General features: G+C 46.4%; 24 protein-coding genes. 9 read left to right on the forward strand and 15 right to left on the reverse strand.

Annotated features, from left to right (window positions below):
- The 11 genes from F0228_RS11290 to gspC all read right to left on the reverse strand — a co-directional run bounded on the left by F0228_RS11290 (position 1) and on the right by gspC (position 10,698).
- Positions 1 to 489: a type II secretion system protein M gene (locus F0228_RS11290; protein ID WP_061033118.1), complete on the reverse strand. Its 489-nt coding sequence runs from the start codon at positions 487 to 489 to the stop codon at positions 1 to 3.
- 20 nt (positions 490 to 509) lie between these two features.
- Positions 510 to 1,739 (reverse strand): type II secretion system protein GspL, encoded by a 1,230-nt coding sequence (gene gspL, locus F0228_RS11295; RefSeq protein WP_171762235.1) that lies wholly within the window; start codon positions 1,737 to 1,739, stop codon positions 510 to 512.
- The gene (gspK, locus tag F0228_RS11300; RefSeq protein WP_061033116.1) at positions 1,708 to 2,757 is read right to left on the reverse strand and encodes a type II secretion system minor pseudopilin GspK; all 1,050 of its coding nucleotides are present in this window, start codon (positions 2,755 to 2,757) and stop codon (positions 1,708 to 1,710) included. Before gspK ends, gspL begins: the two co-directional genes overlap by 32 nt.
- Positions 2,741 to 3,490 carry a type II secretion system minor pseudopilin GspJ gene (gene gspJ / locus F0228_RS11305; RefSeq protein WP_171730399.1) on the reverse strand — a complete coding sequence of 250 codons (750 nt, stop codon included), beginning with the start codon at positions 3,488 to 3,490 and terminating at the stop codon, positions 2,741 to 2,743. Before gspJ ends, gspK begins: the two co-directional genes overlap by 17 nt.
- Positions 3,477 to 3,851: a type II secretion system minor pseudopilin GspI gene (gene gspI / locus F0228_RS11310; protein ID WP_105057736.1), complete on the reverse strand. Its 375-nt coding sequence runs from the start codon at positions 3,849 to 3,851 to the stop codon at positions 3,477 to 3,479. Before gspI ends, gspJ begins: the two co-directional genes overlap by 14 nt.
- The gene (gspH, locus tag F0228_RS11315; RefSeq protein ID WP_171762236.1) at positions 3,838 to 4,431 is read right to left on the reverse strand and encodes a type II secretion system minor pseudopilin GspH; all 594 of its coding nucleotides are present in this window, start codon (positions 4,429 to 4,431) and stop codon (positions 3,838 to 3,840) included. Before gspH ends, gspI begins: the two co-directional genes overlap by 14 nt.
- A gap of 66 nt (positions 4,432 to 4,497) precedes the next feature.
- Positions 4,498 to 4,941 carry a type II secretion system major pseudopilin GspG gene (gene gspG, locus F0228_RS11320; RefSeq protein ID WP_004741459.1) on the reverse strand — a complete coding sequence of 148 codons (444 nt, stop codon included), beginning with the start codon at positions 4,939 to 4,941 and terminating at the stop codon, positions 4,498 to 4,500.
- An 82-nt stretch (positions 4,942 to 5,023) separates the two neighbouring features.
- Positions 5,024 to 6,247, reverse strand: a complete 1,224-nt coding sequence (gene gspF / locus F0228_RS11325; protein WP_171762237.1) for a type II secretion system inner membrane protein GspF — start codon at positions 6,245 to 6,247, stop codon at positions 5,024 to 5,026.
- 1 nt (position 6,248) lies between these two features.
- Entirely contained in the window at positions 6,249 to 7,751 is a 1,503-nt protein-coding gene (gene gspE / locus F0228_RS11330; protein WP_061033112.1) for a type II secretion system ATPase GspE, read from the reverse strand.
- Complete coding sequence (gene gspD / locus F0228_RS11335) at positions 7,751 to 9,775, reverse strand: type II secretion system secretin GspD (RefSeq protein WP_116869832.1); 2,025 nt, start codon at positions 9,773 to 9,775, stop codon at positions 7,751 to 7,753. The genes gspE and gspD overlap by 1 nt, the downstream gene beginning before the upstream one ends.
- A 41-nt stretch (positions 9,776 to 9,816) precedes the next feature.
- The gene (gene gspC, locus F0228_RS11340; protein ID WP_061033110.1) at positions 9,817 to 10,698 is read right to left on the reverse strand and encodes a type II secretion system protein GspC; all 882 of its coding nucleotides are present in this window, start codon (positions 10,696 to 10,698) and stop codon (positions 9,817 to 9,819) included.
- A gap of 330 nt (positions 10,699 to 11,028) precedes the next feature.
- Here gspC and hslR point away from each other — a divergent pair, with 330 nt between their 5' ends.
- The 4 genes from hslR to F0228_RS11360 all read left to right on the forward strand — a co-directional run bounded on the left by hslR (position 11,029) and on the right by F0228_RS11360 (position 16,400).
- On the forward strand, positions 11,029 to 11,415 hold the full coding sequence (gene hslR, locus F0228_RS11345) for a ribosome-associated heat shock protein Hsp15 (RefSeq protein ID WP_004741464.1): 387 nt from the start codon (positions 11,029 to 11,031) through the stop codon (positions 11,413 to 11,415).
- A gap of 18 nt (positions 11,416 to 11,433) precedes the next feature.
- Positions 11,434 to 12,312 carry an Hsp33 family molecular chaperone HslO gene (hslO, locus tag F0228_RS11350; RefSeq protein WP_061033109.1) on the forward strand — a complete coding sequence of 293 codons (879 nt, stop codon included), beginning with the start codon at positions 11,434 to 11,436 and terminating at the stop codon, positions 12,310 to 12,312.
- Positions 12,313 to 12,649: 337 nt separating this feature from the next.
- A complete protein-coding gene (gene pckA / locus F0228_RS11355) occupies positions 12,650 to 14,275 on the forward strand; it encodes a phosphoenolpyruvate carboxykinase (ATP) (RefSeq protein WP_171762238.1) in 1,626 nt (541 codons plus the stop codon).
- A gap of 154 nt (positions 14,276 to 14,429) precedes the next feature.
- Positions 14,430 to 16,400: an AsmA family protein gene (locus tag F0228_RS11360; protein ID WP_239930752.1), complete on the forward strand. Its 1,971-nt coding sequence runs from the start codon at positions 14,430 to 14,432 to the stop codon at positions 16,398 to 16,400.
- A 44-nt stretch (positions 16,401 to 16,444) separates the two neighbouring features.
- Here F0228_RS11360 and F0228_RS11365 read toward each other — a convergent pair whose 3' ends face one another.
- From F0228_RS11365 to F0228_RS11375, 3 genes are read right to left on the reverse strand one after another with little or no spacing between them, the layout of a single operon-like run.
- Positions 16,445 to 17,380, reverse strand: coding sequence for a bifunctional GNAT family N-acetyltransferase/hotdog fold thioesterase (locus F0228_RS11365; protein WP_004741468.1), 936 nt, complete (start codon positions 17,378 to 17,380; stop codon positions 16,445 to 16,447).
- Between the two features lie 16 nt (positions 17,381 to 17,396).
- A complete protein-coding gene (dtd, locus tag F0228_RS11370; protein WP_004741469.1) occupies positions 17,397 to 17,831 on the reverse strand; it encodes a D-aminoacyl-tRNA deacylase in 435 nt (144 codons plus the stop codon).
- A complete protein-coding gene (locus F0228_RS11375) occupies positions 17,803 to 18,747 on the reverse strand; it encodes a virulence factor BrkB family protein (protein WP_032498328.1) in 945 nt (314 codons plus the stop codon). The genes dtd and F0228_RS11375 overlap by 29 nt, the downstream gene beginning before the upstream one ends.
- 221 nt (positions 18,748 to 18,968) lie before the next feature.
- Between F0228_RS11375 and F0228_RS11380 the strand changes: the two genes are divergently transcribed.
- Positions 18,969 to 19,610 carry a DUF2959 domain-containing protein gene (locus tag F0228_RS11380; protein WP_171762239.1) on the forward strand — a complete coding sequence of 214 codons (642 nt, stop codon included), beginning with the start codon at positions 18,969 to 18,971 and terminating at the stop codon, positions 19,608 to 19,610.
- 20 nt (positions 19,611 to 19,630) lie between these two features.
- Positions 19,631 to 20,161, forward strand: coding sequence for an AAA family ATPase (locus F0228_RS11385; protein WP_171762240.1), 531 nt, complete (start codon positions 19,631 to 19,633; stop codon positions 20,159 to 20,161).
- Between the two features lie 240 nt (positions 20,162 to 20,401).
- Here F0228_RS11385 and typA read toward each other — a convergent pair whose 3' ends face one another.
- Entirely contained in the window at positions 20,402 to 22,237 is a 1,836-nt protein-coding gene (gene typA, locus F0228_RS11390) for a translational GTPase TypA (protein ID WP_008218470.1), read from the reverse strand.
- Positions 22,238 to 22,799: 562 nt separating this feature from the next.
- Between typA and glnA the strand changes: the two genes are divergently transcribed.
- From glnA to glnL, 3 genes are all read left to right on the forward strand, one after another.
- Positions 22,800 to 24,209: a glutamate--ammonia ligase gene (gene glnA / locus F0228_RS11395; RefSeq protein WP_008218471.1), complete on the forward strand. Its 1,410-nt coding sequence runs from the start codon at positions 22,800 to 22,802 to the stop codon at positions 24,207 to 24,209.
- 233 nt (positions 24,210 to 24,442) lie between these two features.
- Positions 24,443 to 25,000: a DUF4124 domain-containing protein gene (locus tag F0228_RS11400; protein WP_061033104.1), complete on the forward strand. Its 558-nt coding sequence runs from the start codon at positions 24,443 to 24,445 to the stop codon at positions 24,998 to 25,000.
- A 168-nt stretch (positions 25,001 to 25,168) separates the two neighbouring features.
- Positions 25,169 to 26,245 carry a nitrogen regulation protein NR(II) gene (glnL, locus tag F0228_RS11405; protein ID WP_171762241.1) on the forward strand — a complete coding sequence of 359 codons (1,077 nt, stop codon included), beginning with the start codon at positions 25,169 to 25,171 and terminating at the stop codon, positions 26,243 to 26,245.
- Positions 26,246 to 26,314: the final 69 nt, after the last annotated feature.

Consider the following 26,314-nt stretch of genomic DNA (forward strand, 5'->3'; position numbering starts at 1 on the left):
TTAACCTCGTTTAAACTGTAGTCGGTTGACCTCAATAACCCCTGGGTTATCGGAGCGATCAATGTCCATAAACTCAACTTCGACACCCTGCTTCTCTTTCAAGTATGTCAGCCAATCTACGAACTGATTAAAAGGCACAGGTTTCACCCAGACTTGCAGCATCTCGCCACGCGGCTGAACTCGAATTAATTCAATCTTGAAACGACGCATAGAAGCTGGCACAGATTGGTTTAAAGGCTGGCTAGCAACAATCCCACCACTTCCTCGCAGCTCCACCACTTCGTTGGCTTTATTGGTTACCCAAGTCAGCAGTTGCTTCTCACTTTGAATACGGTTTTGCGCCATCTCAGCTCGCTGACTAAGCGGCTGCAATAGCCCCCAGTACACGATGCCTACCACCAATAGAATAGAACAACCGATCACTAATCGTTGCTCTCTTTGACTTATTGAAGTCCACCACGCTTGGAGTGGCTCAATCATATTTCTCATCACTGATCTCCTTACGCAGTTTATTGACGGGGTTTAAGGGTAAAGCTACCAAATACGGCATCACCATTACGATTCAACGGCCCTTGCTCAACAGTAAACTTCTCTTCAAGTTTCACTCGCGCAGTCTCGAAATGTTGGAAGTCAGAACTTTTCGCTTCCAATCTCACCTCTGAGCGGTTGCCGTCGTAGCGAATACTATTCACTTCGATGGCTTTCACTTGTCCTAAAGTTTCTGGCAGTAACGCTAGCCATCCAAGTAAGGAATCACCATCACCCGAGCCACCATACTTCTTAGCTTCGTCGTTCATCTGGCGCTTAAGGTAGCTGACCGTCGGAATACGTTGCTTGTCCGGAAGTACGCTTCTAAAAATACGTTCACTCTCCGTTCGGTACGCTTCGGCTTGTGCTTCGTACTGCTGAACCTTTAAGACTTGCTGAGTGACGATCACCGCCACCAGCAAACAAGCTGCGATCGCTACTTTTTGCCATACACGCCAGTACTTACTGAATGAAGATTTGGTTTTAAAGGTGCCAGTCAGTAAGTTTACGCCACTTGTGATGGCTTGTTGGCTCAGTAAAGACATCACCAGTTCAGCAGGCTTAGCTTGCCACTCAATGCCACTTTGCTGTTGAACGTCATCACTTGGCAGTGCGGTGTAGCTAAAAATCGTTGGTGATTGCTCTTCGTCATCTAAGGCAACCCAATCGCTTTGTAAGAACATCGCTAGCCACGCCTCATTGATCGACACTGCTTGATAGTTGCTTTGACGCAATAACCAATGTTGGTCGATCTGTAGCGCACTGATGCCCTGCTCTTCTATAGGCAACGCTAAGGTATCAGGCAATACTTTACGAAAGATAATGTTAGCTTCGCGGAAAGTATCCAGCGCCTGCTTCAGCCACTCGCGTTCCACACCACACACGGTGGCATGCGTTGCGTCTTTATCTAAAATAGTCAGATGTAAGTCTTCGATATCTTGCGCGACTTCGTCTTCTAATAAAAACGGCAGCATAGAATCGAACTGGCGAGCAGCACCCTTCGGGATCTCAACACGCTTAATTAAGCACTCATTTCCCGGCAATAAAGCGATACAACTGCGCTTTTCAGCGTAAGGCGTTAACTCACCAAGCTGTTCCCAGCTAGACAGTTCACCGCTTGCTATCACTTCTTGTTGGCTTGTCGACCAAACTAACCACTGCACTGGGCTCTGTGGTTCGCTACTCAGTCGAACGGTCAGAAACTCGCTCACTGATTCCTCCAAAACGACGGCGTACCACCGTCACTGTTTCTCGATTACTACTATAGAAAAGCGTTCGTATACGTACACGAGATTGCTCAACTAAAACCTCTGCATCTAGCTCAAAATAGGCGCTATCTACAGTTAAATATGCTTTTGCTTTTTTGCTGACTTCAGCACTGACCGCGGTAATGGCGCTCTCGGCCATGAAATCATCTACGGTGTCCCAGCCATCAAACGGGCGTTTATCAATCAGCTGTTTCGCATCCGACTCACTTAAGCCAGGTGCAAACATCGCTTCCAATAACGGCGCTTGTTGCTCCGTCAATGTGTTCACGTTCAGTCGAAAATCATCGGTCGGTAAGGCACACACAAAAGGACGAACCTTATTCATGACTTCACCAGTCACCTGATACACCGCTCTTAGCTCAGACTCATCCGCCATTAAACCGTTTGCTGCGACATAAGGTGGCTTCATCGCCTCATAGGTGCTGTCCTCGACGCCTGCTGAAGAAGTTGCTCGAGTATCGCTATCGACAAACTCCCAGCTTGAATGCGCGATAACCTCAGCCTGATAAGGCTCAACGTCTTGGTTTTCCAATAAGGTTTGCCAAACCGTCACTAGATAAGGTGTCTGGTTGCTGGAAGTGGTTGTCACTCCAGCCAGTGCATTGAGATTAAAACAAGATTGCGCATCAACAATACGCCCCTTAACTTGTCCATAATCTAACGGGAATACCTGCTCTTCTAACGCCCACGGCTGACTTAAGTTGACCGTATCACTGTCTTTGTAGCTTTGCCTAATACCATCTTGCACGAGCGCTTCAACGCCTATGCTATACCAATAAGCTTGTTGGTAATTCAGTTGGTTACCAACGCGTTTAAATTGAGTAAACAAGCGCTCCGACATGCTGCCAGCTATGGTTGCCATTATCGCCAGTAACATCAGGATAATGATCAGCGCGACACCACGTTGCTTACGTCCTAACGCTCGTCTCGTTAATGCAAGCTGATTAGTTCGAGGCATCATCGTTCCCCTCGCTACTGCCTGAAGAGTCACTGTTTGAGTCACCACCAACCTGATCTAGGGTGCCACTTGGTGTCAGATAAATTCGCTCTACCTCACCATAATCTTTTAACGTCAGCTTAAGTCTCACCGCCTTCGGTAGCGACTTATCGGCTTGCCACTCTTTGCCCCAACGCTTTCCGTCGTAGAACTCGAACTCCAAAGTTTCAACATCATCAAGCAAAGGGGTAATAACCGCTTCCTGCCCTGCTGGTGTATCTGGGTAGCGCCACCATACGCGTTCGAGGGTCTCTTCTTTAAGGCGGTAGCCCACTTTAGTGACTTCACCTCGAGGGAACTGCTGCTGTGGGTTGTGCCAGCCAAGACGAGTAAACACGATGCCAATGCTATCAGAATCCAATAAATACTCTTTCACTATAATCAGCTTAGATGATGCTTCCTCACCATCAGTACGAAATTGTCGCACTGCCATCTGGCGAAAATCATTATCTAAGATAACTAAACTGCGCTGCAGTTGATTCAAACGAGCGCTGCGCTCAGCTGAAAGCTCGTTGCTTCGCTGCACCTGATTCACTACTTGATAGGCCGCCATGCTCAGTGTGGCAAAGATAGCAATCGAAACGAGCACCTCAATTAAGGTAAAACCTCTCCCTTTTGAAGATAGACCTTGTTTGCGAGCCATACTGTTATTTACCGTCATGCTTTTAACTAACCGCATTCTCTTAGTTGACCACATAACTGCGCACCGTAACGACTGGAGAAGCTTGCTTGCTGGTTGCCACGCTGACATCAAAGGCTTTCAGCAGATTATCAGCCGTATCAATTGGGGTAACTTTCCAAAACCACTCTCGACCCGCCAACTCTTGCGTGCCTTGTGTCTTTTTCAGCTTCTCCGGGTGTAACATCACCAAAGCCATTTGATTATCAACGACCATAGCCGCGAAGGTCTTTTCTTCTAAATAGCTCAATGTATTGATGTGCTGGGTTACGGCACGAATCACACTGATCGCCGCAGTAGCAAATATCGCGAGTGCCACTAACACCTCAAGTAGCGTCATACCACGAGAGCGATAAGGAGAACGGTTATTCCTCTTCATCTTCTTCTCCTGGTTCCAACAGTCGAATCACACCATTATCCGACGCTTTAATGCGCCACCCATCTTGTATGGTATCGCCTGTATTGGGATAAAAAGAGAGTGTAAATGGTGTCACTTCAGCACTCGACAAGATGTAGATTTGAGGTGGCTTAAGTTTCTTTTCTTCTTCAAGGTCAGCAAACATATCTTCATCAAATAAGCTTCCTGGGTTGAATAACCGATCATCGTCTGCCCATGCGCCACCGCCTAAGCTGAGTGATAGAGCAAGATCTTCCGGTAACTCTGTTGAAGAGGGTATTTTTTCGAATTCGACTTCCTGCCAACCTTCAGACTTCAGCGTCATCAGAACATAGGTCGATTTCTTTTCATCGATGCGAATGCCAAAATCCAACCCACTCAAAATCGCTTCTTCACTAAGTAACTGAACTCGTTGATAGAAACTTTGAGCGTATTTTTTGGCGACATCTTTACTATTGGTAGGAATGGTCGCAATCACTGCGACCGCCGTTACTGAAAGTAATACCAACACCAAAAGAATCTCAATCAAGGTGAAACCTGGCTGTTTGTGCGTAGTTTTCACCTTGCAGACTCCATATGTTTACGTCCGACCATCAAATAACGGCGTCAAGCGACAATAAGCCTAGGCTTACTGAAAGTCTTGCATGTTCCAGTTACCGATATCCGCAGCAATGCCTTCACCACCTTCTTGGCCATCAGCGCCAAGTGTAAAGATGTCGATAGTACCGTTATCACCAGGGCTTAGGTATTGATATTCGTTGCCCCATGGGTCGTTAGGTAGACGCTTGATGTAGCCGCCATCACGGTAGTTACGAGGCTCTGGGCTGCTTGGCTTAGAAACCAGTGCATCAAGACCTTGATCCGTTGTTGGGTACACGCTGTTATCCAGTTTGTACATATCTAGCGCATTCTCTAGCGCCACGATATCTGTGATGGCTTTTTGTTGATCAGCCTTCTCTTTATTACCCAATAGGTTAGGTACAACAAAGCTCGCCAACACGCCAAGAATAACCACAACCACCATCACCTCTAGTAGGGTAAAGCCTGATTGTTTCTTCATTTTATTTTTCATTATTTTCTCCAAAGTACAGACAACGAGTTGAGGGGAATGGTGTCCTTCTTCTCGATAATCCAAAAACATTCTATGAACGGAATTAGCCGCTCATTAAATTGTTCATTTCAAGCATTGGCATCAGAGTCGCCATCACAATAAACAGCACCAAACCCGCCATCAGAGCGATAAGTGCCGGGGTAAAAATGCCTAACGCAATATTTACCGTCGACTCAAAGCTTTGGTCTTGGTTATCAGCTGCACGAGTCAGCATCTGCTCTAATTGGCCACTCTGCTCACCGCTGGCAATCATGTGCAGCATCATCGGCGGGAAGAGCTTAGTATGATCAAGCGCTTTACGCAGGCTTGCCCCTTCTCTCACGCTATCTGATGCTTGTAATACTTGTTGTTTGACATGGTGGTTCGACATAACGTCAACCGCAACCTTCATCCCCTCAAGGATTGGAATCGCACTTGAGGTACAAATTGAAAGTGTGCGTGCAAAGCGAGAGGTGTTGATACCTTTCGCTATCTTGCCGATCAGCGGGATACTCAACAATTTGCGATCCCAACTTAGACGCACGCCCGGTCTTTTGAGCGCGGTCTTAATCAATATAATCACGCCAATGATCAGCAACAGTAATTGGATGCCCCAATCCTGGATAAATTCACTCGATGCCAATAAAAATTGGGTTGATTGAGGAAGCTCTTGTCCCATCTGGATGATTGGTTCAACGATCTTGGGTACTACCGTTGCTAATAGGAACGAAACGATAGTCACCGCAAACACCACCAGCACCACAGGGTAGATCATCGCTTGCAGCAGCTTAGAGCGCATCTTTTGGCGATTTTCTGCGTAGTCGGCTAATCGCTCCAGTACCGCGTCTAAGTGCCCAGATTTCTCACCTGCCGCCACCATGGCTCGGAACAGTTCGTCAAAGATGTGCGGGTAATCAGCCAAGCTATCCGCTAGCGAGTAGCCTTCCGTCACTTTAGAACGAACCGCCAATAACATAGTGCGAATGCGAGGCTTCTCCGATTGCTCTGCCACGGCCTTCAAACACTCTTCTAGCGGCATACCTGATTGAACCAATGTAGAAATTTGGCGAGTAATCAAAGCAAGGTCTGGCGTGCTGATACCACGCTTAAAACCAGTAGAAGGCGCGCTGCCTCCTTTACTGCTTTTTGCTTTGGCTTCAGCCATTTCAACCGGCATTAAGCCTTGTTCTTTTAAGCGCTGACGAGCCTGACGAGCGTTATCCGCTTCAATCGAGCCCTTTTTACTTTTGCCTTTGGCATCCAGCGCTTTGTATTCAAATGCCGCCATACTAGACTTCCTTGGTCACTCGCATCACTTCTTCTAGGGACGTTACCCCTTTCAGAACTTTGCTCAAGCCATCCTCTCGAATACTTGGGGTTGTGCCACGAATTGCTTTCTCGATCGCTTGCTCACCCGCTTCACTGTGAATCAGCTCTTGAACCGATTCATCAACCATCAGTAATTCATGAATACCAGTACGGCCTCGGTAACCTTTATGGCTACAGTGCTCACAACCTTTGGCATGGTAAAGGGTCAGGCTGTCTTTCTTCTTCAAGCCAAACAGCTTTTTCTGCTCTTTGTCCGCTTCATAAGGCTCTTTACAGTCGTTACACAAAGTACGAACTAAGCGCTGGGCCAAAACACCCAGCAGTGAAGAAGAGATAAGGAATGGTTCGATGCCCATGTCGCGCAGACGTGTAATCGCACCAACTGCGGTATTGGTATGGAGGGTCGACATCACTAAGTGACCCGTCAAAGAAGCTTGAACGGCAATCTCCGCGGTCTCTAAGTCACGAATCTCACCAATCATCACCACATCCGGGTCTTGACGAAGAATCGCACGTAAACCACGAGCAAAGGTCATATCAACCTTAGGGTTCACTTGTGTTTGACCAATACCATCGATATCGAATTCGATTGGATCTTCAACGGTAAGGATATTGCGTTCGTTGCTGTTGAGCTCTTGCAGGCCTGCATACAAGGTTGTGGATTTACCCGAACCTGTAGGACCCGTTACCAAGATAATGCCGTGCGGACGTTGAATGAGTTTACGGAAGTTCTCGTGGTTCTCTGCCGTCATACCTAAACTGTGCAGATCTAGGCGGGTCGCGTTTTTATCCAACAGACGCATTACCACACGCTCACCGTGTGATGAAGGCATGGTTGATACACGAACATCGACTGCTCGGCCACCAATACGCAGTGAAATACGACCATCTTGTGGCACGCGTTTTTCCGCAATATCCAACTTCGCCATAACCTTTACACGTGACACTAGCAGCGGCGCCAATTTACGGCTTGGCGCTAGAACATCACGCAGCACACCATCAATACGGAAGCGGATCGACAGCGACTTCTCAAAGGTCTCGATATGGATATCCGAAGCACCTTCTTTGATCGCCTCCCCCAGCATCGCGTTGATTAGCTTGATGATTGGCGCATCGTCTTCTGACTCAAGCAAGTCTTCATCTTGTGGCAGCTCTTCCGCCAACGAGAAGAAGTCATCACTGTCAGCACCAATGTCTTCCATTAATTGACGCGCTTCTGAAGAGTCACGTTGGTACGCATCGGTCAGTTTTTTATCAAATTCGTCGGCAGTGATCGCTTGTGGTGTGAAACCATCTTTCACTACACGGCTCACCTCGATGATCGCCGCTGATTTCAGTGGTTCAACATAATACAGTGTCGGTGCGCGCTCTGGGTGCTGATACTCCAGCACCATTTTGTAACGATTCGCAAAGCTAAACGGCAAGCGCTGATAAGTACGTGCCGCCCCTACCAATTCAGCCATTATTCTGTTTCCATCTGATCAATGAAGGCTTGAAGTTCAGCCGGGTAATTCATGCTTTCGCCAAATTTAGGCAGCACTGGAATATTATCGTCATCCATCAGCTTCAGGCCCTGCTCTGACTTATACAACTGCTCAGCACGAATAAAGTTGTATTTACGCTGAGTAATACCATCGGCCGTCATACCATCACGAATAATGGTCGGCTTGATGAATACCATTAGGTTCTTTTTCTCAACCTGAGTACTGGTTGATTTGAATAGATGGCCAAGTACTGGGATATCACCCAAGAACGGCACCTTAGATTCACTCTCTAATGCGCGTTCATCAATCAGACCGCCAAGCACTAGCATTTGGCCGTCTTGAACAATTACTGACGTATTTAGCTGACGCTTCGCAAAACGAACATCAACCGCACCGTTCGCGCCCAATACGTTTGATACTTCTTGTTCTATTTGTAATTGAACTGAGTCGCCTTCGTTGATCTGTGGAACCACTTTAAGCTTGATACCGACTTCTTTACGCTCAACCGTTTGGAATGGGTTGTCGTTGCTTGAGCCCGCCGTCGAGCCTGTCAGAACCGGAACTTCTTCACCAACGATGAACGACGCTTCACCGTTATCCATCACGGTAATACTTGGAGAAGACAGAATATTTGAATTAGAGTCGGTTGCTACCGCGCTGATCAAGGCAGTCCAGTCACCCATCACCACACTCATTGCTGCGCCGTTTACGCCAGAAAGAGCAGAAGCTAATGTTGAATAATCACCTTGCTCTGTCGTGGTTTCATTTCGTAGGAACTTACCATTCTCATCATAAACCGCGGTGGTCGTTTCAGTGTCTTTAGCTTCTTCTAAACCCACCATTACACCACCAATCGATGCACCAGTGTTGCTGTATTGAATCATGGCACCTGTTTCTAGGTTACCCCACTGCACGCCAAGGTTAACGCCGTCACCTTCTGCCATCTCAACAATCAGAGCTTCGATCAGTACTTGAGCACGACGAATATCTAGCTGAGCAATCACGTCTTGCAGCGCATTCATGATGTCAGGTTGCGCGGTAATGACTAACGAGTTGGTATCGCTGTGCGCCGAAATCACGACTTTATCGCGTTGAGATGAGCTACCTTTGGTTGAAGTTTGCTTCTCTGACTGCAGGTTGTCCGACACTCCTTTCAGTACATCAACTAAGTCTTCTGCTTTTGCATACTTAAGGTAGATAACTTGGTTGTTGCCCTTGGTTGCCATCTCGACATCAAGTTGCTCAATCAGCTTTCTTAAACGGCTACGAACCTTAGGATCACCTGAGATAAGGATTGCGTTGGTACGCTCGTCCGCTACCAGCTTAGGTTGTAGGAATGCTGGGGTGTTTTTCGCATCGGTGGTTTTATTCAAAGCATCGACAATACGCACCATTTCAGCGGCTGAAGCGTTCTTTAGCTCAACCACTTCGATCTCTTTATCACCGGCTTGGTCAACACGTTTGATGATTTCAGCTAAGCGGTTTACGACCGCCGCGCGACCAGTGATTAGAATGATATTCGCTGGGTCGTAGTGCACAACGTTACCCGCGCCCGCATTATCGTTCAGTTGACGAAGCAGAGGAGAAAGCTCACGAACCGAGACATTACGAACGGTAACAACACGTGTTACTACGCTGTCGCCCGCGATAGAATCACGATCACCGACAACAGGAATGGCAGAGGTTTTAGAGTCTTTAGCCTTGATGATCTTCAGAACACCTGAGTCCATTTCAACGACCGCATAGCCGTAAACCTCTAATACATTGAGGAAGAAGCTGTAATATTGTTCTTCATTGAGTACGTCATAACTGCGCACATCAATTTTTCCGCGCACCGACGGGTCAACGATGATCGTTTTCTCAAGGTTACGGCCGACAATATTAATAAACTCTTGAATGTCAGTGCCTTTAAAGCTGGCACTAAAATCATTAGCGAAGGCTGCGGGTGTGCAGATTAAGCTTCCTGCCAATAACCATGCACTTTTCTTAAACCAATGCTTCACGTACTTCTCCTACACTTTCGTCTTTCGTTAGACGCAAAGTTTTAAAATTCAATAAACACTTCATGTTGTTGTCCATCTCGCTCAACGACCAGATTTAACTCTGTCAGTTCTGAGATTGAACGGAATATGTTGCCCATCGCGGCTGGGTCTGTCAGGTCTTGACCATTTAACTGAGTTGCAATATCTCCGTTTTGGAGCCCAACAGAGTTAAAAAGTTCTGAATCTTTGCCAGGGCTCACACGATAACCGATCACACTGTCGTCGCGTTTCACCTGAGACAATCGAACATATTGGAAGATTTGTTGCGGGTCTTTCATTATCTTCGCTTTAATCTCATCAAGCTTCTCTTCTGCAGAAGCCGGGTTATTACCACGAACTGAAGAAGAGGCACGACGTGGTGCAGGTTCTGATACCGCTAAACGCTTGTACTCAATACCTTCTAGCATCAGCGTTTCATCACGACCTGAGTTATCAATGATCACGCGGTCGATTAACACGGCTTTTAGTTTAGCTCTGGTGCCTTCTATCTGTTCATTGATCCCATAAGTCGCTTGCGTACCACGGTTGGCAATCACCGCTAAGCTCAATTCAGGGTTAGAACTGGCAACCGCACCAACCAAGACGAGGTTAAGGCGTGTCTTGGGTGCATCTTGAATCACTTGTTGCTCAACCACTGCGGGTTTGCTTGGGTTATAGGCACCAAACATGTTGCTCTGTTGTAAAGAAGAGATATCGAGAGTCGACTGAGGCGTAGCAGACGACGACACCGTTGCTTTCCAAGGCACAACCGTTTGCTCGGCAGGTTCAACAAACCAGACAAGTTGTCCTAAAATCCATGCTGAAGCGGCAATGAGTACACAACAAGTGGCGATACTCAGTTTCTGCTGAAGCACAAATCCATTATCTAATAAGCGGCTCAACATAGGAGAATTTCCTATACGATTTTTGAGCTCTAAAAAGTTCACTTCCCTTGCCCCTTCTCATGACAACAAACGCTGCAAACTATTAAACTTTCAGCTTTTTTATTCATTCGTTCGATACCGAGCTTATATAAGCATAAGATCTTGAACTATATCATAGCAAATCGATAAATCGGCATTACATAGCGATTTTGCAATATGACTTGAAAAAAATGCTAACCGCCTCCACATAAAACTTCTACCTAATGTGATAAGCATCATCAAAAACATGTTGCGCACTGTTCACTACAGTTAAACCGCATTCATTTCTCACTTAATAAGGCACAGCCCTATATGAAAACTTCTAATGAAGCTGTCAGACTCGATAAATGGTTGTGGGCAGCACGCTTTTACAAAACTCGGTCTATTGCTCGTAACATGGTCGATGGTGGCAAAGTCCACTATAATGGTCAGCGCAGCAAGCCAAGTAAGATTGTCGAACTTGGGGCAGTTATTACACTGCGCCAAGGTAATGAAGAAAAGACGGTAACGATCGAGAAAATCTCAGCCCATCGTGGTGGAGCACCGATCGCTCAAACCCTCTATGAAGAAACCACCGAGAGCTTGGCAAAAAGAGAAGAGTTTGCAAAACAGCGCAAACTGCATGCACATAACCCAGCTCCAGAGCGTCGCCCTGATAAAAAGCAACGTCGTGACATCATCAAGTTCAAGCATCAATAAGCTAGAAGGAATAGCCAAATGGCAAACAATGTTTTAAATCGCTACCTATTTGAAGACCTATCAGTACGTGGTGAATTGGTACAAATGGATGAAGCGTACCAACAGATTATTTCTAGCAAGGAATACCCAGCTCCAGTACAAAAGCTGCTGGGTGAGCTATTGGTTTCAACTACGCTACTGACTGCGACCCTAAAGTTTGAAGGCTCTATCACTATGCAACTGCAAGGTGACGGCCCAGTATCTCTAGCAGTTATCAATGGCGACCATAACCAAAAAATCCGTGGTGTTGCTCGCTTTGAAGGCGAAATTGCTGACGACGCAGGTCTACACGATCTAATGGGTAAAGGCCACCTAGTGATCACTATCGATCCTAAGAAAGGTGAACGCTACCAAGGTATCGTTGGTCTTGAAGGCGACACACTAGCTCAAGTACTTGAAGGTTACTTCGCAAACTCTGAGCAGCTTAAGACTCGTCTATGGCTACGTACTGGTGAGCACGAAGGCAAAGCACACGCTGCAGGTATGTTGCTGCAAGTTATGCCTGATGGCACAGGTACTCCAAATGACTTCGAGCACTTAGAGCAACTAACAGACACAGTGAAAAACGAAGAGCTATTCTCTCTTGAAGCAAACGAACTGCTTTACCGTTTGTACAACCAAGAGAAAGTACAGCTGTTCACTCCACAACCAGTTGAGTTCTTCTGTGGTTGTTCTCGTGAACGAAGCGCAGCAGCGATCATTACCGTTGCTCAAGAAGAGATTTACGACATCCTAAGCACCGAAGGAAGCGTTGCTCTGCACTGTGATTACTGTGGCACAAACTACTCGTTCGATAAGAACGATGTTGATGCACTGTATGCAGAAGCAGCAGATAAAGGCAGCAATACGGTTCATTAATTTACGTCGTACCAAAAACACGTAATTTACCCCAAAAAGGTCAGCACTAAGCTGGCCTTTTTTGTGATCAAAATAGCGCAAACCTCGTAACATCTCGTAATAAAATCACCGCTTAATTTTAATCAATTAATAATGTTCCCGCCCCTAGCGCAAAGGTTTGCGTACAGGATAGACTAGTTGGGCCAATATGTGACGAGACACTTAAAACCCTATGGTTAATATGGATATTTTTTGAGCTGTATCCCTGTTTCCCCCGAGTCTCGTTGCTAGCATGGTGAGCAGATAACAATAAAAAATTAATACAAAATCCCTACAAAATATCCTACAAGGAGCACCTATGACCGTTATGGAACATACTAAGGCTGCACAAATTGATCTAACTAAGCACGGACTTACTGGCGTTACCGAAGTTCTTCGTAATCCTAGCTACGAGCAGTTATTCGTTGAAGAAACGCTGCCTGGTTTGGAAGGCTACGAAAAAGGCGTGGTAACGGAACTAGGCTCAGTTGCTGTTGACACTGGTATCTTTACTGGCCGCTCACCGAAAGATAAGTACATTGTTAAAGATGACACGACCCGCGATACCATGTGGTGGTCAGATCAAGGCAAAAACGATAACAAACCGATCACAACTGAAGTATGGAACGAGCTAAAAGAGCTTGTAACAACTCAGCTATCTGGCAAGCGCCTGTTTGTGATTGACGGTTACTGTGGTGCTAACCCAGATACACGCTTAAGTGTACGTATTATCACTGAAGTAGCGTGGCAAGCGCACTTCGTTAAGAACATGTTCATTCGTCCAACAGAGGAAGAGCTAGCAACGTTCGAGCCAGATTTCGTGGTAATGAACGGTGCTAAAACAACCAACCCTAATTGGGAAAAACAGGGCCTAAACTCTGAGAACTTCGTTGCTTTCAACCTAACAGAGCGCGTTCAAATCATCGGTGGTACTTGGTACGGCGGTGAGATGAAGAAAGGCATGTTCGCAATGATGAACTACCTACTTCCTCTGCAAGGTATTGCTTCAATGCACTGTAGTGCAAACGTTGGCGAGAAAGGCGATGTAGCGGTATTCTTCGGCCTATCTGGTACAGGTAAAACAACGCTATCAACAGACCCTAAACGTGAGCTAATCGGTGATGATGAGCACGGTTGGGATGACGACGGTATCTTCAACTTTGAAGGCGGTTGTTACGCGAAGACGATCCGTCTATCCAAAGAAGCAGAACCAGAAATCTACAATGCAATCCGTCGTGATGCACTGCTAGAAAACGTAACGGTTCGTGGCGATGGTTCTATCGATTTTGATGACGGTTCTAAAACAGAAAACACTCGTGTTTCTTACCCGATTCACCACATCGACAACATCGTTAAGCCAGTATCAAAAGCAGGTCACGCTCAAAAGGTTATCTTCCTGACTGCTGATGCATTTGGTGTACTACCACCAGTTTCTAAACTGACTCCAGAGCAAACGAAGTACCACTTCCTGTCTGGTTTCACAGCGAAACTAGCAGGCACAGAGCGCGGCATCACAGAGCCAACTCCAACCTTCTCTGCAGCGTTCGGCGCGGCGTTCCTAACGCTTCACCCAACTCAGTACGCTGAAGTACTTGTAAAACGCATGGAAGCAGCTGGCGCTGAAGCTTACCTAGTAAACACGGGCTGGAACGGTACTGGCAAACGTATCTCTATCCAAGATACGCGTGGCATTATCGACGCTATCCTAGATGGTTCTATCGACAAGGCTGACACTAAGGTTATCCCTATGTTCAACCTAGAAGTGCCTCTAGCGCTGCACGATGTTGACCCAGCGATCCTAGATCCACGCGACACATACACAGACCCACTACAATGGGAAAGCAAAGCGAAAGATCTAGCAGAACGCTTCATCAATAACTTTGATAAGTACACTGACAACGCTGAAGGTAAGTCACTGGTTGCGGCAGGCCCACAACTCGACTAATCCAAGCATCTGCTCGGGCTAAGCCAAAAGCGAACGCCCATTTAAAACGATATTTTTGTAGCAAGCCCCCTCTTTTGAGGGGCTTTTTTGTTGATGCTTGCCCCTTTTTGTTCCACTCTGTTTTAAGACTATTGAAATGTAAGGCTTTCAGGGAATGAAAAAGGTATTCATGGTGTTCGGCATTGTGTTGGCTATCGCCGTTGCGATTATCGCAGCGTTGCTATTAAGCCTACAGACTCAATACCGTGCGGATGTTGCTAACTTTTTTATCAAGCACACGGTTGACCAACCGGTGGTCATTGAAGATGTCGAGTATCAAGCGCCTTATCACATCACCCTAATGGGAATCACCTATACCCAACCAGAAAAGCAACCACCTCTGTATATCGATAAGGTCGATCTCTGGTTCAGCCCTGACTCTCTCATTGAAGCCAAACTCGTCTTAGACTCTGTATTAATCAGTGGTATCCAGTTGGAAGCGAACGATCTAGAAACGCTCTCACCACTGTTAACCGAACAAAAGCTCAAGCTCCGCCAGTTGGCGATCAATAACCTGGATTTTTCAACCAACAGCTTTAATGTGCGAGGCATCGACCTGCAGATCGCCGAGCCAACCTTTAGCAATAATCAAACACTGCTGCCTTACGGCAAAACCCAACTTTCCGCTTCGCAACTCTATTGGCAAGGTGAAGCCTTCGATAACCTTCTGATCAACCTTGACCTTAAAGCGAGCGACAGCACCCTTTACGGCGCTTCGTTTGAGTGGCGCGGAGCCAAAATTTCTGGGCAAGCAGAGCAATATAAGCATGATTGGTCATTAGTGAACGTTACCGTTGATGGCTTACGCCTCAACCAGCAGCAAACTCAGAGCCTAGTGAGCAAAGAGTGGGATGTAGCGGGCATTCGTATCAACCATATCAACAGCTTAGATATTTTACGTAGTGACATCGAATGGCAAAGCGGACATCTTGCAGCCTTTGATGCTTCAGTAGAAAACATCAAGTTACCTTTCGAACTGTGGAGACAACAGAAAGCGCTTTTCTCTCTGCAAGCCGAAGGAGTCACTGTTGATGATGACATGTTTGTCGAGCCAAATATCAAGCTAAGCCTAGAGCCAAACCAAATACAGATTGAAGATTTCTACGCTCAAGTCCTGCAAGGCACCGTTCAGCTCAACGGCGAAGTCACGCCCAGCAGCATTGAATTAGCGCAGCTCGATCTGCAAGGTATTAAATGGGTCACAGAAAACCAAGATCAAACTCTGCCAGCCATGCGCCTATTACCTTGGCTTAAAGAGCTTCAGCAAGTCTCTATAGAACGATTGAATGTAGAACGCACCCAACTTATCCAGCTTGCACAAAAGCCTTACTGGCAAGTCTCTGGGCTGCACATTGAAGGACACCAAGTTCAACTGCTTCAAGATAGAAAGCTAGGTTTGTGGCAAGGGAAGCTGATGGCGAGCGCCAATGATGCCAGCTACAAAAATATTCTCAGCGCACAGCCTGTGGTTGAAATGAATAGCGAACAAGGGAAATGGACGCTGACACGTCTGTTTGCACCTCTCAGAAATGGCTACATTGAAGCTAATGCGACACTCGATTTTAACCAAATCAGTAAGCCATGGAGCATAGACATCTCAGCCGATGGCTTGCCTATCTCACCCATGTTGCAGCAACTCGACTTACCACTCGATGCAACAGGTTATAGTGAGTTTGAGCTTCAAGCTTCTGGTCTCTACGGTGATTCGCTCATGTTGGGCTATTCAACCACAGGTCAACTTAAAGGCAGCGTTCGCCAGGGTGTGATGACCTTTAACGATAAGCTTTCTGAAACCTCGACCGATAACGTGTTTGAAATCCCTGAACTCAGCGCGAATTTTGACCGTGGTCGCTTCACACTAGAACCGATGCACATTATTGGTGCATCGGCCGTAGAGGAAGGCTCACAAAGAGTTCAAACGCTCAATGGTGAGGCTTCTGGAGAGCTAGACCTACTCAAAGCAGAGCAACACTCTCTCTCAATTATGCTGTCCGACCCATGCAACCAAGTCTCTGGCAAACTTGATCAACCGGAGTACACAGCGATTAATAACTGCCAACAAAAAAGCGCCACTCCAAAGGAGTAGCGCTTTCAATTCATAACTCAAGCTATCATCAAGCGAGCGTGAAGTTATTCGCTCACCTTGCTGTCACTCGACAGGATCTTCTTGTAGTCAGGGATCAACATATAAGTTCCGGTAAACTCTACCGCTTCCACGTCGCCACTATGAATGGTCACGTGAATAATGATACGAGCTTTTCTTCCTGATGCGAGGCGATCCAAATCACCACTGATACCATCTAAAGAAGTAGAAGCGACAGGGTTTTGCTCGACCGGATGACGGTAACGAATATTACTGTCTGCTAGAACGATGTCTCCGGTTAGGCCGCGCTCTTTCATCAGTAACCATGTCATCCCCCAACCCGTTAAGGTTGCCAGAGTAAAAGCTGAACCAGCAAACATGGTGTTGTGAGGGTTCAGGTTTGGATTCAGCTGAGCACTACACTCGAACTGATAACCTGTGTACTGGTTGATCTTGATGCCCATCTTATCGCTGATAGGGATCTGGTGCTCCCAACGCTGCTGAAGCTCATTACACCATTCGGGCTTGCGCAGAACATCAGCCATTGGATCAAGCGGCTTCACCATCTGTTGGTGACGAACAGGACCACGTTGGTCGTTAATCTCACCACGACGCTCAAAACTGTTCTTTTCATAGAATGAAATCGCATCTTCACGCGCGTTACACACCAAGCGCTTAGCGCCCTCTTGGCGAGCCAGCGACTCTAGTGCGACTAAAATCAGTGAGCCCATGCCTTTACTACGGCGAGAGTTTTTTACCGCCATGTAGCGGATCTGGCCTTCGAGATCTGGGGTGATATACAGACGACCAATCGCCATCGGACGACCTCGCCCATCCACAATCATGCGATGGTGACTCATGCCATCGTATTCGTCACGCTCAGAACCTACAGGCATTCGCCAAGGTTCACGCAACATCTGCCAACGAAAATGGTAATACTTGTTCAGTTGATTTTCGGTGGTTGGGGTTATGAGTTTAAACATGCTTATTCCTTTAAGCTTAAACCTGCAGCCAGAATGTTACTGGGCCATCATTAACCAGAGACACTTTCATGTCGGCTGCAAATCGGCCACGTTCCGTTGGCAATACTGATTCACATTGGTCAGAGAAATAATTGTAAAGACGCTCGGCATCTTCTGGATGAGCACCACGAGAAAAACCTGCTCGTGTACCTTTTTTGGTATCGGCTGGCAGTGTGAATTGAGAAACTACTAATACCTTGCCATTCACCTGCTTCACGTTGAGGTTCATTTTATCGTCTTCATCTCCAAAGACACGATAAGTCGTCACTCGTTCCATCAAACGTTTCGCTTTGGCTTCGTCGTCACCTTTTTCTACGCCTAATAGTACTAATAAGCCTTGTTCTATCTCACCAACTACTTCGCCATCAACACGGACGGCAGCTTCACTTACTCTCTGAATCAGTGCTATCACTGTTGTTTCCTTGCTCTGTGATTTTGTCGTTATCCGTGGAGTGTACCATTATTTTTTGCGTCTCACTCCACTCTTCCTTTTCACCGAGCGCAGCTGTCACCTCAGCCCCCACCAGCACTATCAGCCAGCATAAATAAACCCAAACAAACAGAATCGGGATAGCCGCTAACGCGCCATAGATCACCTGATATGAAGGGAACTGAGTAATATAAGCAGCGAAGCCTTTCTTACTGAGTTCGAACAGTAATGCCGCCACCAAAGAACCAGCGGCTGCATGAGAAAAGTGGATTTTCTTATTCGGTACCAATAGGTATAAACCAAAGAACGCAAAGAAAGAGAGAATCAGAGGGAGTTTGCGAATCAGAGTATTAAAGGCGCCAGATACCACTTCGTTTTGTAGCAAGCTTAATGATGTCACATATGAGGTGGCTGCAATGCTCGCCCCAACCAAGATTGGCCCGAGAGTGAGCACCATCCAGTACATTGAGAAAGACAGCACTGCGCGTCGCTTCTCGGTAACACGCCAGATGTAATTTAGGTTCTTATCGATATTAGAGATCAGCATCAACGCAGCGATGAATAAGAACACACTACCAACCGCAGTCATCTTGCCGGTATTGGCAACGAACTCCAACAAGGCACCGTGTACCGCATCCCCTGACGCTGGAACAAAGTTAGTAATGATGAAGTTTTGAATCACGATACCCACATCCGCGAACACAGAGAATGATGACAAGATAGAGAGCAAAACCGTCAACATGGGTACGATTGAAAGCAAGGTAATGTACGCCAAATAGCCCGCATTCACATTGACTCGGTCATGCGTCATACGTGCTAAAAGGTAGCGAAAATACTGGATACTAAGTATGCCGACCTTTGTTATCTTCAACTTGTAACTCCCTGGTAACTCGTTCATAGTCCTAATTATTATTCCAATATATCAATCACAGTGAATAAGTGTTCAAAAATAGCGTAGGAAAAAGGCTAGAGAACAAGGCAGTCCTTCTCGGCAAAGAATAGTTTTGATAAGTAGTTATTCTACAATCAAAAATTCTAACGCCGTTATCGAGCATTTTAACAAGCTAGGTTGAGCGGTTATTTACTACGATTGATATTATTTAACTATAGGAAACAAGGATGCCTTATTTAATAGTTATAGTCCTCTCTATTTTTACTCTTACTGGATGCCAATCCGCTTATTACTCTGCAATGGAACAAGTGGGCTATCACAAACGTGACATCATGGTCGACAGAGTGGAAGATGCAAAAGAGTCGCAGCAGGATGCTCAGGAAGAGTTTACCAGCGCACTTGAAGCACTCAGCAGCCTGACTAATTTCAGTGGCGGCGACCTAGAAGACATGTACAACAAGATAAACGATAAATACCAAGACAGCGAAAAAGCGGCGCAAAATGTGACTGACCGAATCGCTGCGATTGAAGATGTATCTGATGCGCTGTTTGAAGAGTGGCAAACCGAGCTCAACCTCTACACCAGTGACTCTTTACGTCGTTCGAGTGAGCAAAAGCTGCGTGAAACTAAATCGTCTTACCAAACGATGCTGTCAGCAATGAAGCGTGCTGAGAAGAAGATGGACCCAGTACTCAATACTCTGCGAGACAACACCCTCTATCTGAAACACAACCTCAATGCGAGTACGGTTGGTTCACTGCAAGGTGAGTTTATGAGCCTAGAAAAAGACATCGCGTACGCGATCAAACAGATGAATGCAGCGATTGCCGAGTCGGATAAATTCCTTGCTCAGCTGAATCAAAAGTAGACAAAACAAGATAAGCCCGTATGAACCCAACCATTATAACTGGCGGCCCTGGCGCTGGAAAAACCACACTTATTAATGCGTTGGCTGATACGGGCTACCTCACCTTCGCAGAGTCTTCTCGCCAGTTAATAGAACAACAAAGTCAGCTTGAAGACGGTATCTTGCCTTGGCTAGACCTTCCCGGCTTTGCTGAGCTTTGTTTAGGTGTGATGTGCGAGCAAAAATATCAAGCCAATCAACATCCGATTGCCTTTCTCGATCGCGCCATTCCCGACATCTGCGGTTATTTGGCTCAGGCTAACCTAGAGATCGATGCGACCTACCGAGAAGCAAGCCAAGGTTACCACTCTCAAGTATTATTCTGTCGCCCCGAGGTTTCGATCTATGTTCAAGATGAAGTGCGCCCTTACCCATTTGAAGAAGCGTTAGAGCTTCACCACGCTCTAGTCAACGTCTATCAAGAGCTAGGTTATGAGGTGGTTGAAGTGCCGTTTATGTCGGTGGATGAGCGAGTTCAGTTCGTTGAAGGTTACTTGGGAATCAAAAGCTAGATTCCAGATATCTCGTTCCTCAATTCTGGAATGACGATGCGATGACAGGAAATGGATAAAAGAGAACAGGCACCGAAGATAGTCACCCTCCTAGTAATTGACTATCTCCAGTCTAAACACGCTCTTCGTATCCCGCATCTCGTTTACTCGTATCTTAGCTAACTAAAAAACAAAAGCCCTGAGCAGCTTGGCTACTCAGGGCTTTCTTATTTACTTAGCTAGAAGCTAGTCAGCGAGCAATTAAGCTTTAGCTGGACGTGCTGCACGCTTACGTTCGTTTTCAGTAAGAAGCTTCTTACGGATACGAATGTTTTCTGGCGTTACTTCTACTAGTTCGTCTTCGTCGATGAACTCAAGAGCTTGCTCTAGAGTGTGACGGATAGGTGGCGAAAGAACCTGTGCTTCATCAGTACCAGATGCACGAACGTTCGTTAGCTGCTTACCTTTCAGACAGTTTACTGTCAGGTCGTTTGAACGGTTGTGAATACCGATGATTTGACCTTCGTATACTTCGTCCGCGTGCTCAGCGAATAGACGACCACGTTCTTGTAGGTTGAATAGAGCGTAAGTCAGAGCTTTACCAGTTGCGTTCGAGATTAGAACACCGTTGTTACGTTGACCAATTACGCCACCTTTGTGTGGACCGTAGTGATCGAACGTGTGGTAAAGAAGACCAGAACCAGACGTTAGCGTTAGGAACTCAGTTTGGAAACCGATAAGACCACGAGAAGGCATCATGAAGTCCATGCGAACACGGCCTTTGCCATCTGGAGACATATCAGTTAGCTCACCTTTACGTAGACCGATGTTTTCCATGATGCCACCTTGGTGCTCTTCAAGAACGTCGATAGTCACTGTTTCAAACGGTTCTGTTAGGTTGCCATCTTCGTCTTTCTTGATGATTACTTCTGGACGAGATACTGCTAGCTCGAAGCCTTCACGACGCATGTTCTCGATCAGGATAGAAAGGTGAAGTTCACCACGACCAGATACACGGAAACGGTCTGGATCGTCTGTTTGTTCAACACGTAGTGCAACGTTGTGTACTAGTTCTTTCTCTAGACGCTCAAGGATGTTACGTGAAGTTACGAACTTACCTTCTTTACCCGCGAACGGAGAAGTGTTTACTTGGAACGTCATTGTTACTGTTGGTTCATCAACAGAAAGCGGAGTCATCGCTTCAACGTTGTTCACGTCACAGATAGTGTCAGAGATTTTAAGCTCACCAAGACCAGTGATAGCAATGATGTCACCAGCGTTAGCTTGTTCAACTTCGTGACGGTCAAGGCCTAGGTAACCTAGTACAGTACCTACTTTACCGTTACGCTTCTTACCGTCAGCGCCGATGATAGATACTTGTTGGTTTGGCTTAACAGAACCACGAGTAACACGTGCAACACCGATAACACCTACGTAAGAGCTGTAATCTAGTTGAGAAACTTGCATTTGTAGTGGACCGTCAAGGTCAACAGCTGGCGCGTCTACTGTATCAACAACAGCTTGGAACAGTGGTTCCATGTCTGTACCAGTTTCGCCTTCAGTCATTGTTGCCCAACCGTTTAGAGCTGAAGCGTAAACAACTGTGAAGTCTAGCTGCTCATCAGTCGCACCTAGGTTGTCGAAAAGGTCGAATACTTGATCCATAACCCAATCAGGACGAGCGCCTGGGCGGTCAATCTTGTTGATTACAACGATTGGCTTAAGACCGTGTGCGAATGCTTTTTGCGTTACGAAACGAGTTTGAGGCATTGGGCCGTCAACTGCGTCAACGATAAGCAGAACAGAGTCAACCATAGACATGATACGCTCAACTTCACCACCGAAGTCCGCGTGTCCCGGGGTATCTACGATGTTGATGCGGTAATCATTCCAGTTGATTGCTGTGTTCTTAGCAAGGATGGTAATGCCACGCTCTTTTTCGATGTCATTCGAATCCATGACACGCTCTTCAGCTTCACCACGAGACTCAAGAGTGCCTGACTGTTGTAGCAGTTTATCAACCAAAGTCGTTTTACCGTGGTCAACGTGCGCGATGATCGCGATATTTCTTAACTTATCAATCTGTGGAGTAGACATGGATTCTCGATTCACTCATAAAAGTAGCCGCAAATGACCTCTGAAAATAGAGGAAATGCCACTAGCTTGATTAAAAAAACGGTCAATAATATACCAGATTCTAGACAAAAACCCAGAAATATGTGATCTGAACCAAGGCTTTTTTCTTAGTTAGCGATTCACATTGGCTTAACTTTGATTCAGTACAGTGTTGGCTAGCAAAATCTGTAGGATTCTAAAAAGTCTCGTTCGCGAGTAACTCGCCGAAACTCTGGCTAAATAATAAAAGTGGATTGACAATGACTGCAATTCATTGCTGAATGGTGTTCGCTTTTGTCTCATATTGGTGCACAGACAAACAATTGCACCAACTTGGTGCAACCAGAGATCATTTTGGTGCAAAATCAGAAGTAAGTGAAACAACAAAACAAGTAAATCATTGAAATTAATGGAATAATTTTTTTGGCACGCTTTTGGCTATAGATAAATCAGCATCGATTAATGCACTTGTTAGACATTAATCAATGCTAGTTTCAACCGAATCGAGCTAATACCGAATTAATAACACTGGAGGTTATCCAAGATGTCAGTAGAAAATGTACTATCCCTGATCCAAGAGAACGAAGTTAAATTTATCGACTTACGTTTTACTGATACAAAAGGTAAAGAGCAGCACATCTCTATTCCTTCTCACCAAGTTGATGCAGACTTCTTCGAAGAAGGCAAAATGTTTGACGGCTCTTCAGTAGCTGGTTGGAAAGGCATTAACGAATCTGACATGGTAATGATGCCAGACGCAGCATCTGCTGTACTGGACCCATTCACAGAAGACGCAACACTAAACATCCGTTGTGACATTCTAGAGCCTGCAACAATGCAAGGCTACGACCGTGACCCACGCTCTATCGCTAAACGTTCTGAAGAGTACCTACGTTCTACTGGTATCGCAGACACAGTTCTAGTTGGTCCAGAGCCAGAGTTCTTCCTATTTGACGACGTTAAGTTCTCAAACGACATGTCTGGTTCTTTCTTCAAGATCGACGACGTAGAAGCAGCTTGGAACACAGGTACTGAATTCGAAGGCGGTAACAAAGGTCACCGTCCTGGCGTTAAAGGCGGTTACTTCCCAGTAGCTCCTGTAGATTCATCTCAAGACATCCGTTCAGCAATGTGTCTAGTAATGGAAGAGATGGGCCTAGTAGTTGAAGCTCACCACCACGAAGTAGCAACTGCGGGTCAAAACGAAATCGCAACTCGCTTCAACACGCTAACAGCAAAAGCTGATGAAACTCAAATCTACAAGTACGTTGTACACAACGTTGCTCACGCATTTGGTAAAACAGCGACATTCATGCCTAAGCCACTAGTTGGTGATAACGGTTCTGGTATGCACGTTCACCAATCTCTAGCAAAGGACGGTGTTAACCTGTTTGCTGGTGATAAGTACGGCGGCCTATCTGAAATGGCGCTTTACTACATCGGTGGTGTAATCAAGCACGCTCGTGCAATCAACGCGTTTGCTAACCCATCTACAAACTCGTACAAGCGTCTTGTACCTGGTTTCGAAGCACCTGTAATGCTTGCTTACTCAGCACGTAACCGTTCTGCTTCTATCCGTATCCCAGTAGTACCAAGCCCTAAAGCACGTCGTATCGAGCTACGTTTTGGTGACCCAGCAGCTAACCCATACCTATGCTACTCAGCAATGCTTATGGCTGGCCTTGACGGCATCAAGAACAAGATTCACCCAGGCGAAGCTATGGATAAAGATCTATACGACCTTCCTGCAGAAGAAGCAGCTGAAATCCCAACAGTTGCAGAATCTCTACAAGAAGCTCTAGCAGCGCTTAGCGAAGACCGTGAGTTCCTAACAGCTGGCGGCGTATTCTCTGACGACTTCATCGATTCTTACATCGCTCTGAAATCTGACGACGTACAACGCGTAAACATGGCTACACACCCACTTGAGTTTGAACTGTACTACTCAGTTTAATCTCTGGTAGAGATAAGCCATTTCTTACTGCAACCTTGTAAGAATCGCTAACTAAATATTAGGCTCGCCTCGCAGGCGGGCCTTTTTTATATTCTCCCAACCCCTCCTTCTTCGTAACATGCCTTAGATAATAGACAAAAGCCCTCAGAGCCTGTCGAACTAAACACAATAAAATCAATAACAAAGCTAACGCCAAACGTGAAATCACCTAACGGTGGAAAGAGGCCAACCATATGAAAAACATACTGTTCCTGATCGGGTTAACAGTCGCACTCTCATGCTCTGCTCAAACGGTTTATACCTGGGTGGATGAAGATGGCGTACTCCATTTTAGTGATACACCAACAGGCGAAGGTGCCAAATCACTTCAGCTTCCGGATGTTCAAGCCTCAGCACCCGCACCTAAATTTGAGAGCTCTCAACCCGTTGACGCAAAAGCTTCAACACCCTCTCCAAGCCAAGAGCAACCTAACACACAACAACCTGAGCGAGAGGTCCCTGCGCCACTAGCTCTCACCATGCTCACTCCTATTCACGATCAAACCATTCGTAGCAACCGTGGGTTAGTCTCGATTCAAATCGAACTCAACCGCAAACTGGGCATTGGTGAGCAACTGCAATTGATGCTCGATGGGCGACGTTATGGCGCACCACAAACTCAACCGACTTGGCAGTTGAAAGATATCGATCGAGGTACTCACACCATTGCAATTCAAGCACATAGAAGCGGCAAGCTTATTGCATCTACTACTCCAGTCACCGTGTATTTACATCGAGCGACGATCAAGTAGGCCAATGGGTTAAAAGAGACTGAATTACCGCGATTTTTCACCTGTTCTCAGCAGCTTTCAGCAACTTTATTGAATTATCTTTAGCTTCTGATTGATATGCGCCATACTTGAACTTAGCTACGCACCAATTTGGTGCAGTGAGAAAAACACCAGTTCAAGGACGAAACAGTGAATCGATCAGCCAAAAGCGACAGCATAGATACACACCATCTTTCCAACGCCATTCTCGACAATATGGTGACTTCGACATTGATGCTCGATGAACAGTTATACGTGCGATACGCCAACCCGGCAGCTGAACAACTCTTTTCACAAAGTGCGAGACGCATTGTTAATCACCCACTAAGTCAACTTATCCAACACGCCTCGCTCGACTTAGCACTGCTTACGCAACCTCTACAAAGCGGCCAGAGCATTACCGACAGTGACGTGACCTTTGTCGTCGACAACCGCCCGCTGATGCTTGAGGTGACGGTTAGTCCAATTACCTGGCAGCGTGAAACCCTGTTGCTCGTAGAGATGCGCAAGATAGACCAGCAAAGGCGCCTTAGCCAAGAGTTAAACCAGCATGCGCAACAACAAGCGGCGAAGCTGTTAGTGCGCGGTTTAGCTCATGAAATAAAGAACCCTTTAGGTGGCTTAAGAGGGGCAGCACAATTACTTGGAAAGATGCTTCCCGATCAGTCGCTGAATGAATACACCCAGATCATTATTGAGCAAGCCGACCGCTTGCGTGCTCTGGTCGACCGCCTACTTGGCCCACAAAAGCCGGGAACCAAGTCAGAAGAGAACCTCCACCAGATACTCGAAAAAGTCAGACAGTTGGTCGAGCTCGAGTCCGGCTCCACACTGGCGATTGAGCGAGACTACGATCCAAGCTTGCCACCAATAGTGATGGACTCAGCGCAGGTGGAACAGGCGATGCTCAATATCGTGAGCAATGCGGCTCAGATTTTAAAGGCACAAGATTCGGGCAAAATTACCATTCGCACCAGAACGGTGCATCAAGCCAACATTCATGGTCAGCGACACAAACTCGCGGCACGTATTGAGATCAGCGATAACGGTCCGGGCATCCCCGATGAATTAAAAGACACCCTGTTCTACCCCATGGTCAGTGGCCGTGAAGGCGGCACAGGGCTGGGACTATCCATTTCTCAGAACCTGATCGACCAGCACAACGGAAAAATCGATGTCGAGAGCTGGCCAGGGAACACCACATTTACGATTTACTTGCCGATTTAAACGAAGTGACACCTCTCAATGAGAAACTGAGTTTCAGGCAAGGAACGAATACAGAACAATAAAAACAAT

This window comes from Vibrio sp. 99K-1 (assembly GCF_013114585.1).
Taxonomy (GTDB): domain Bacteria; phylum Pseudomonadota; class Gammaproteobacteria; order Enterobacterales; family Vibrionaceae; genus Vibrio; species Vibrio chagasii_B.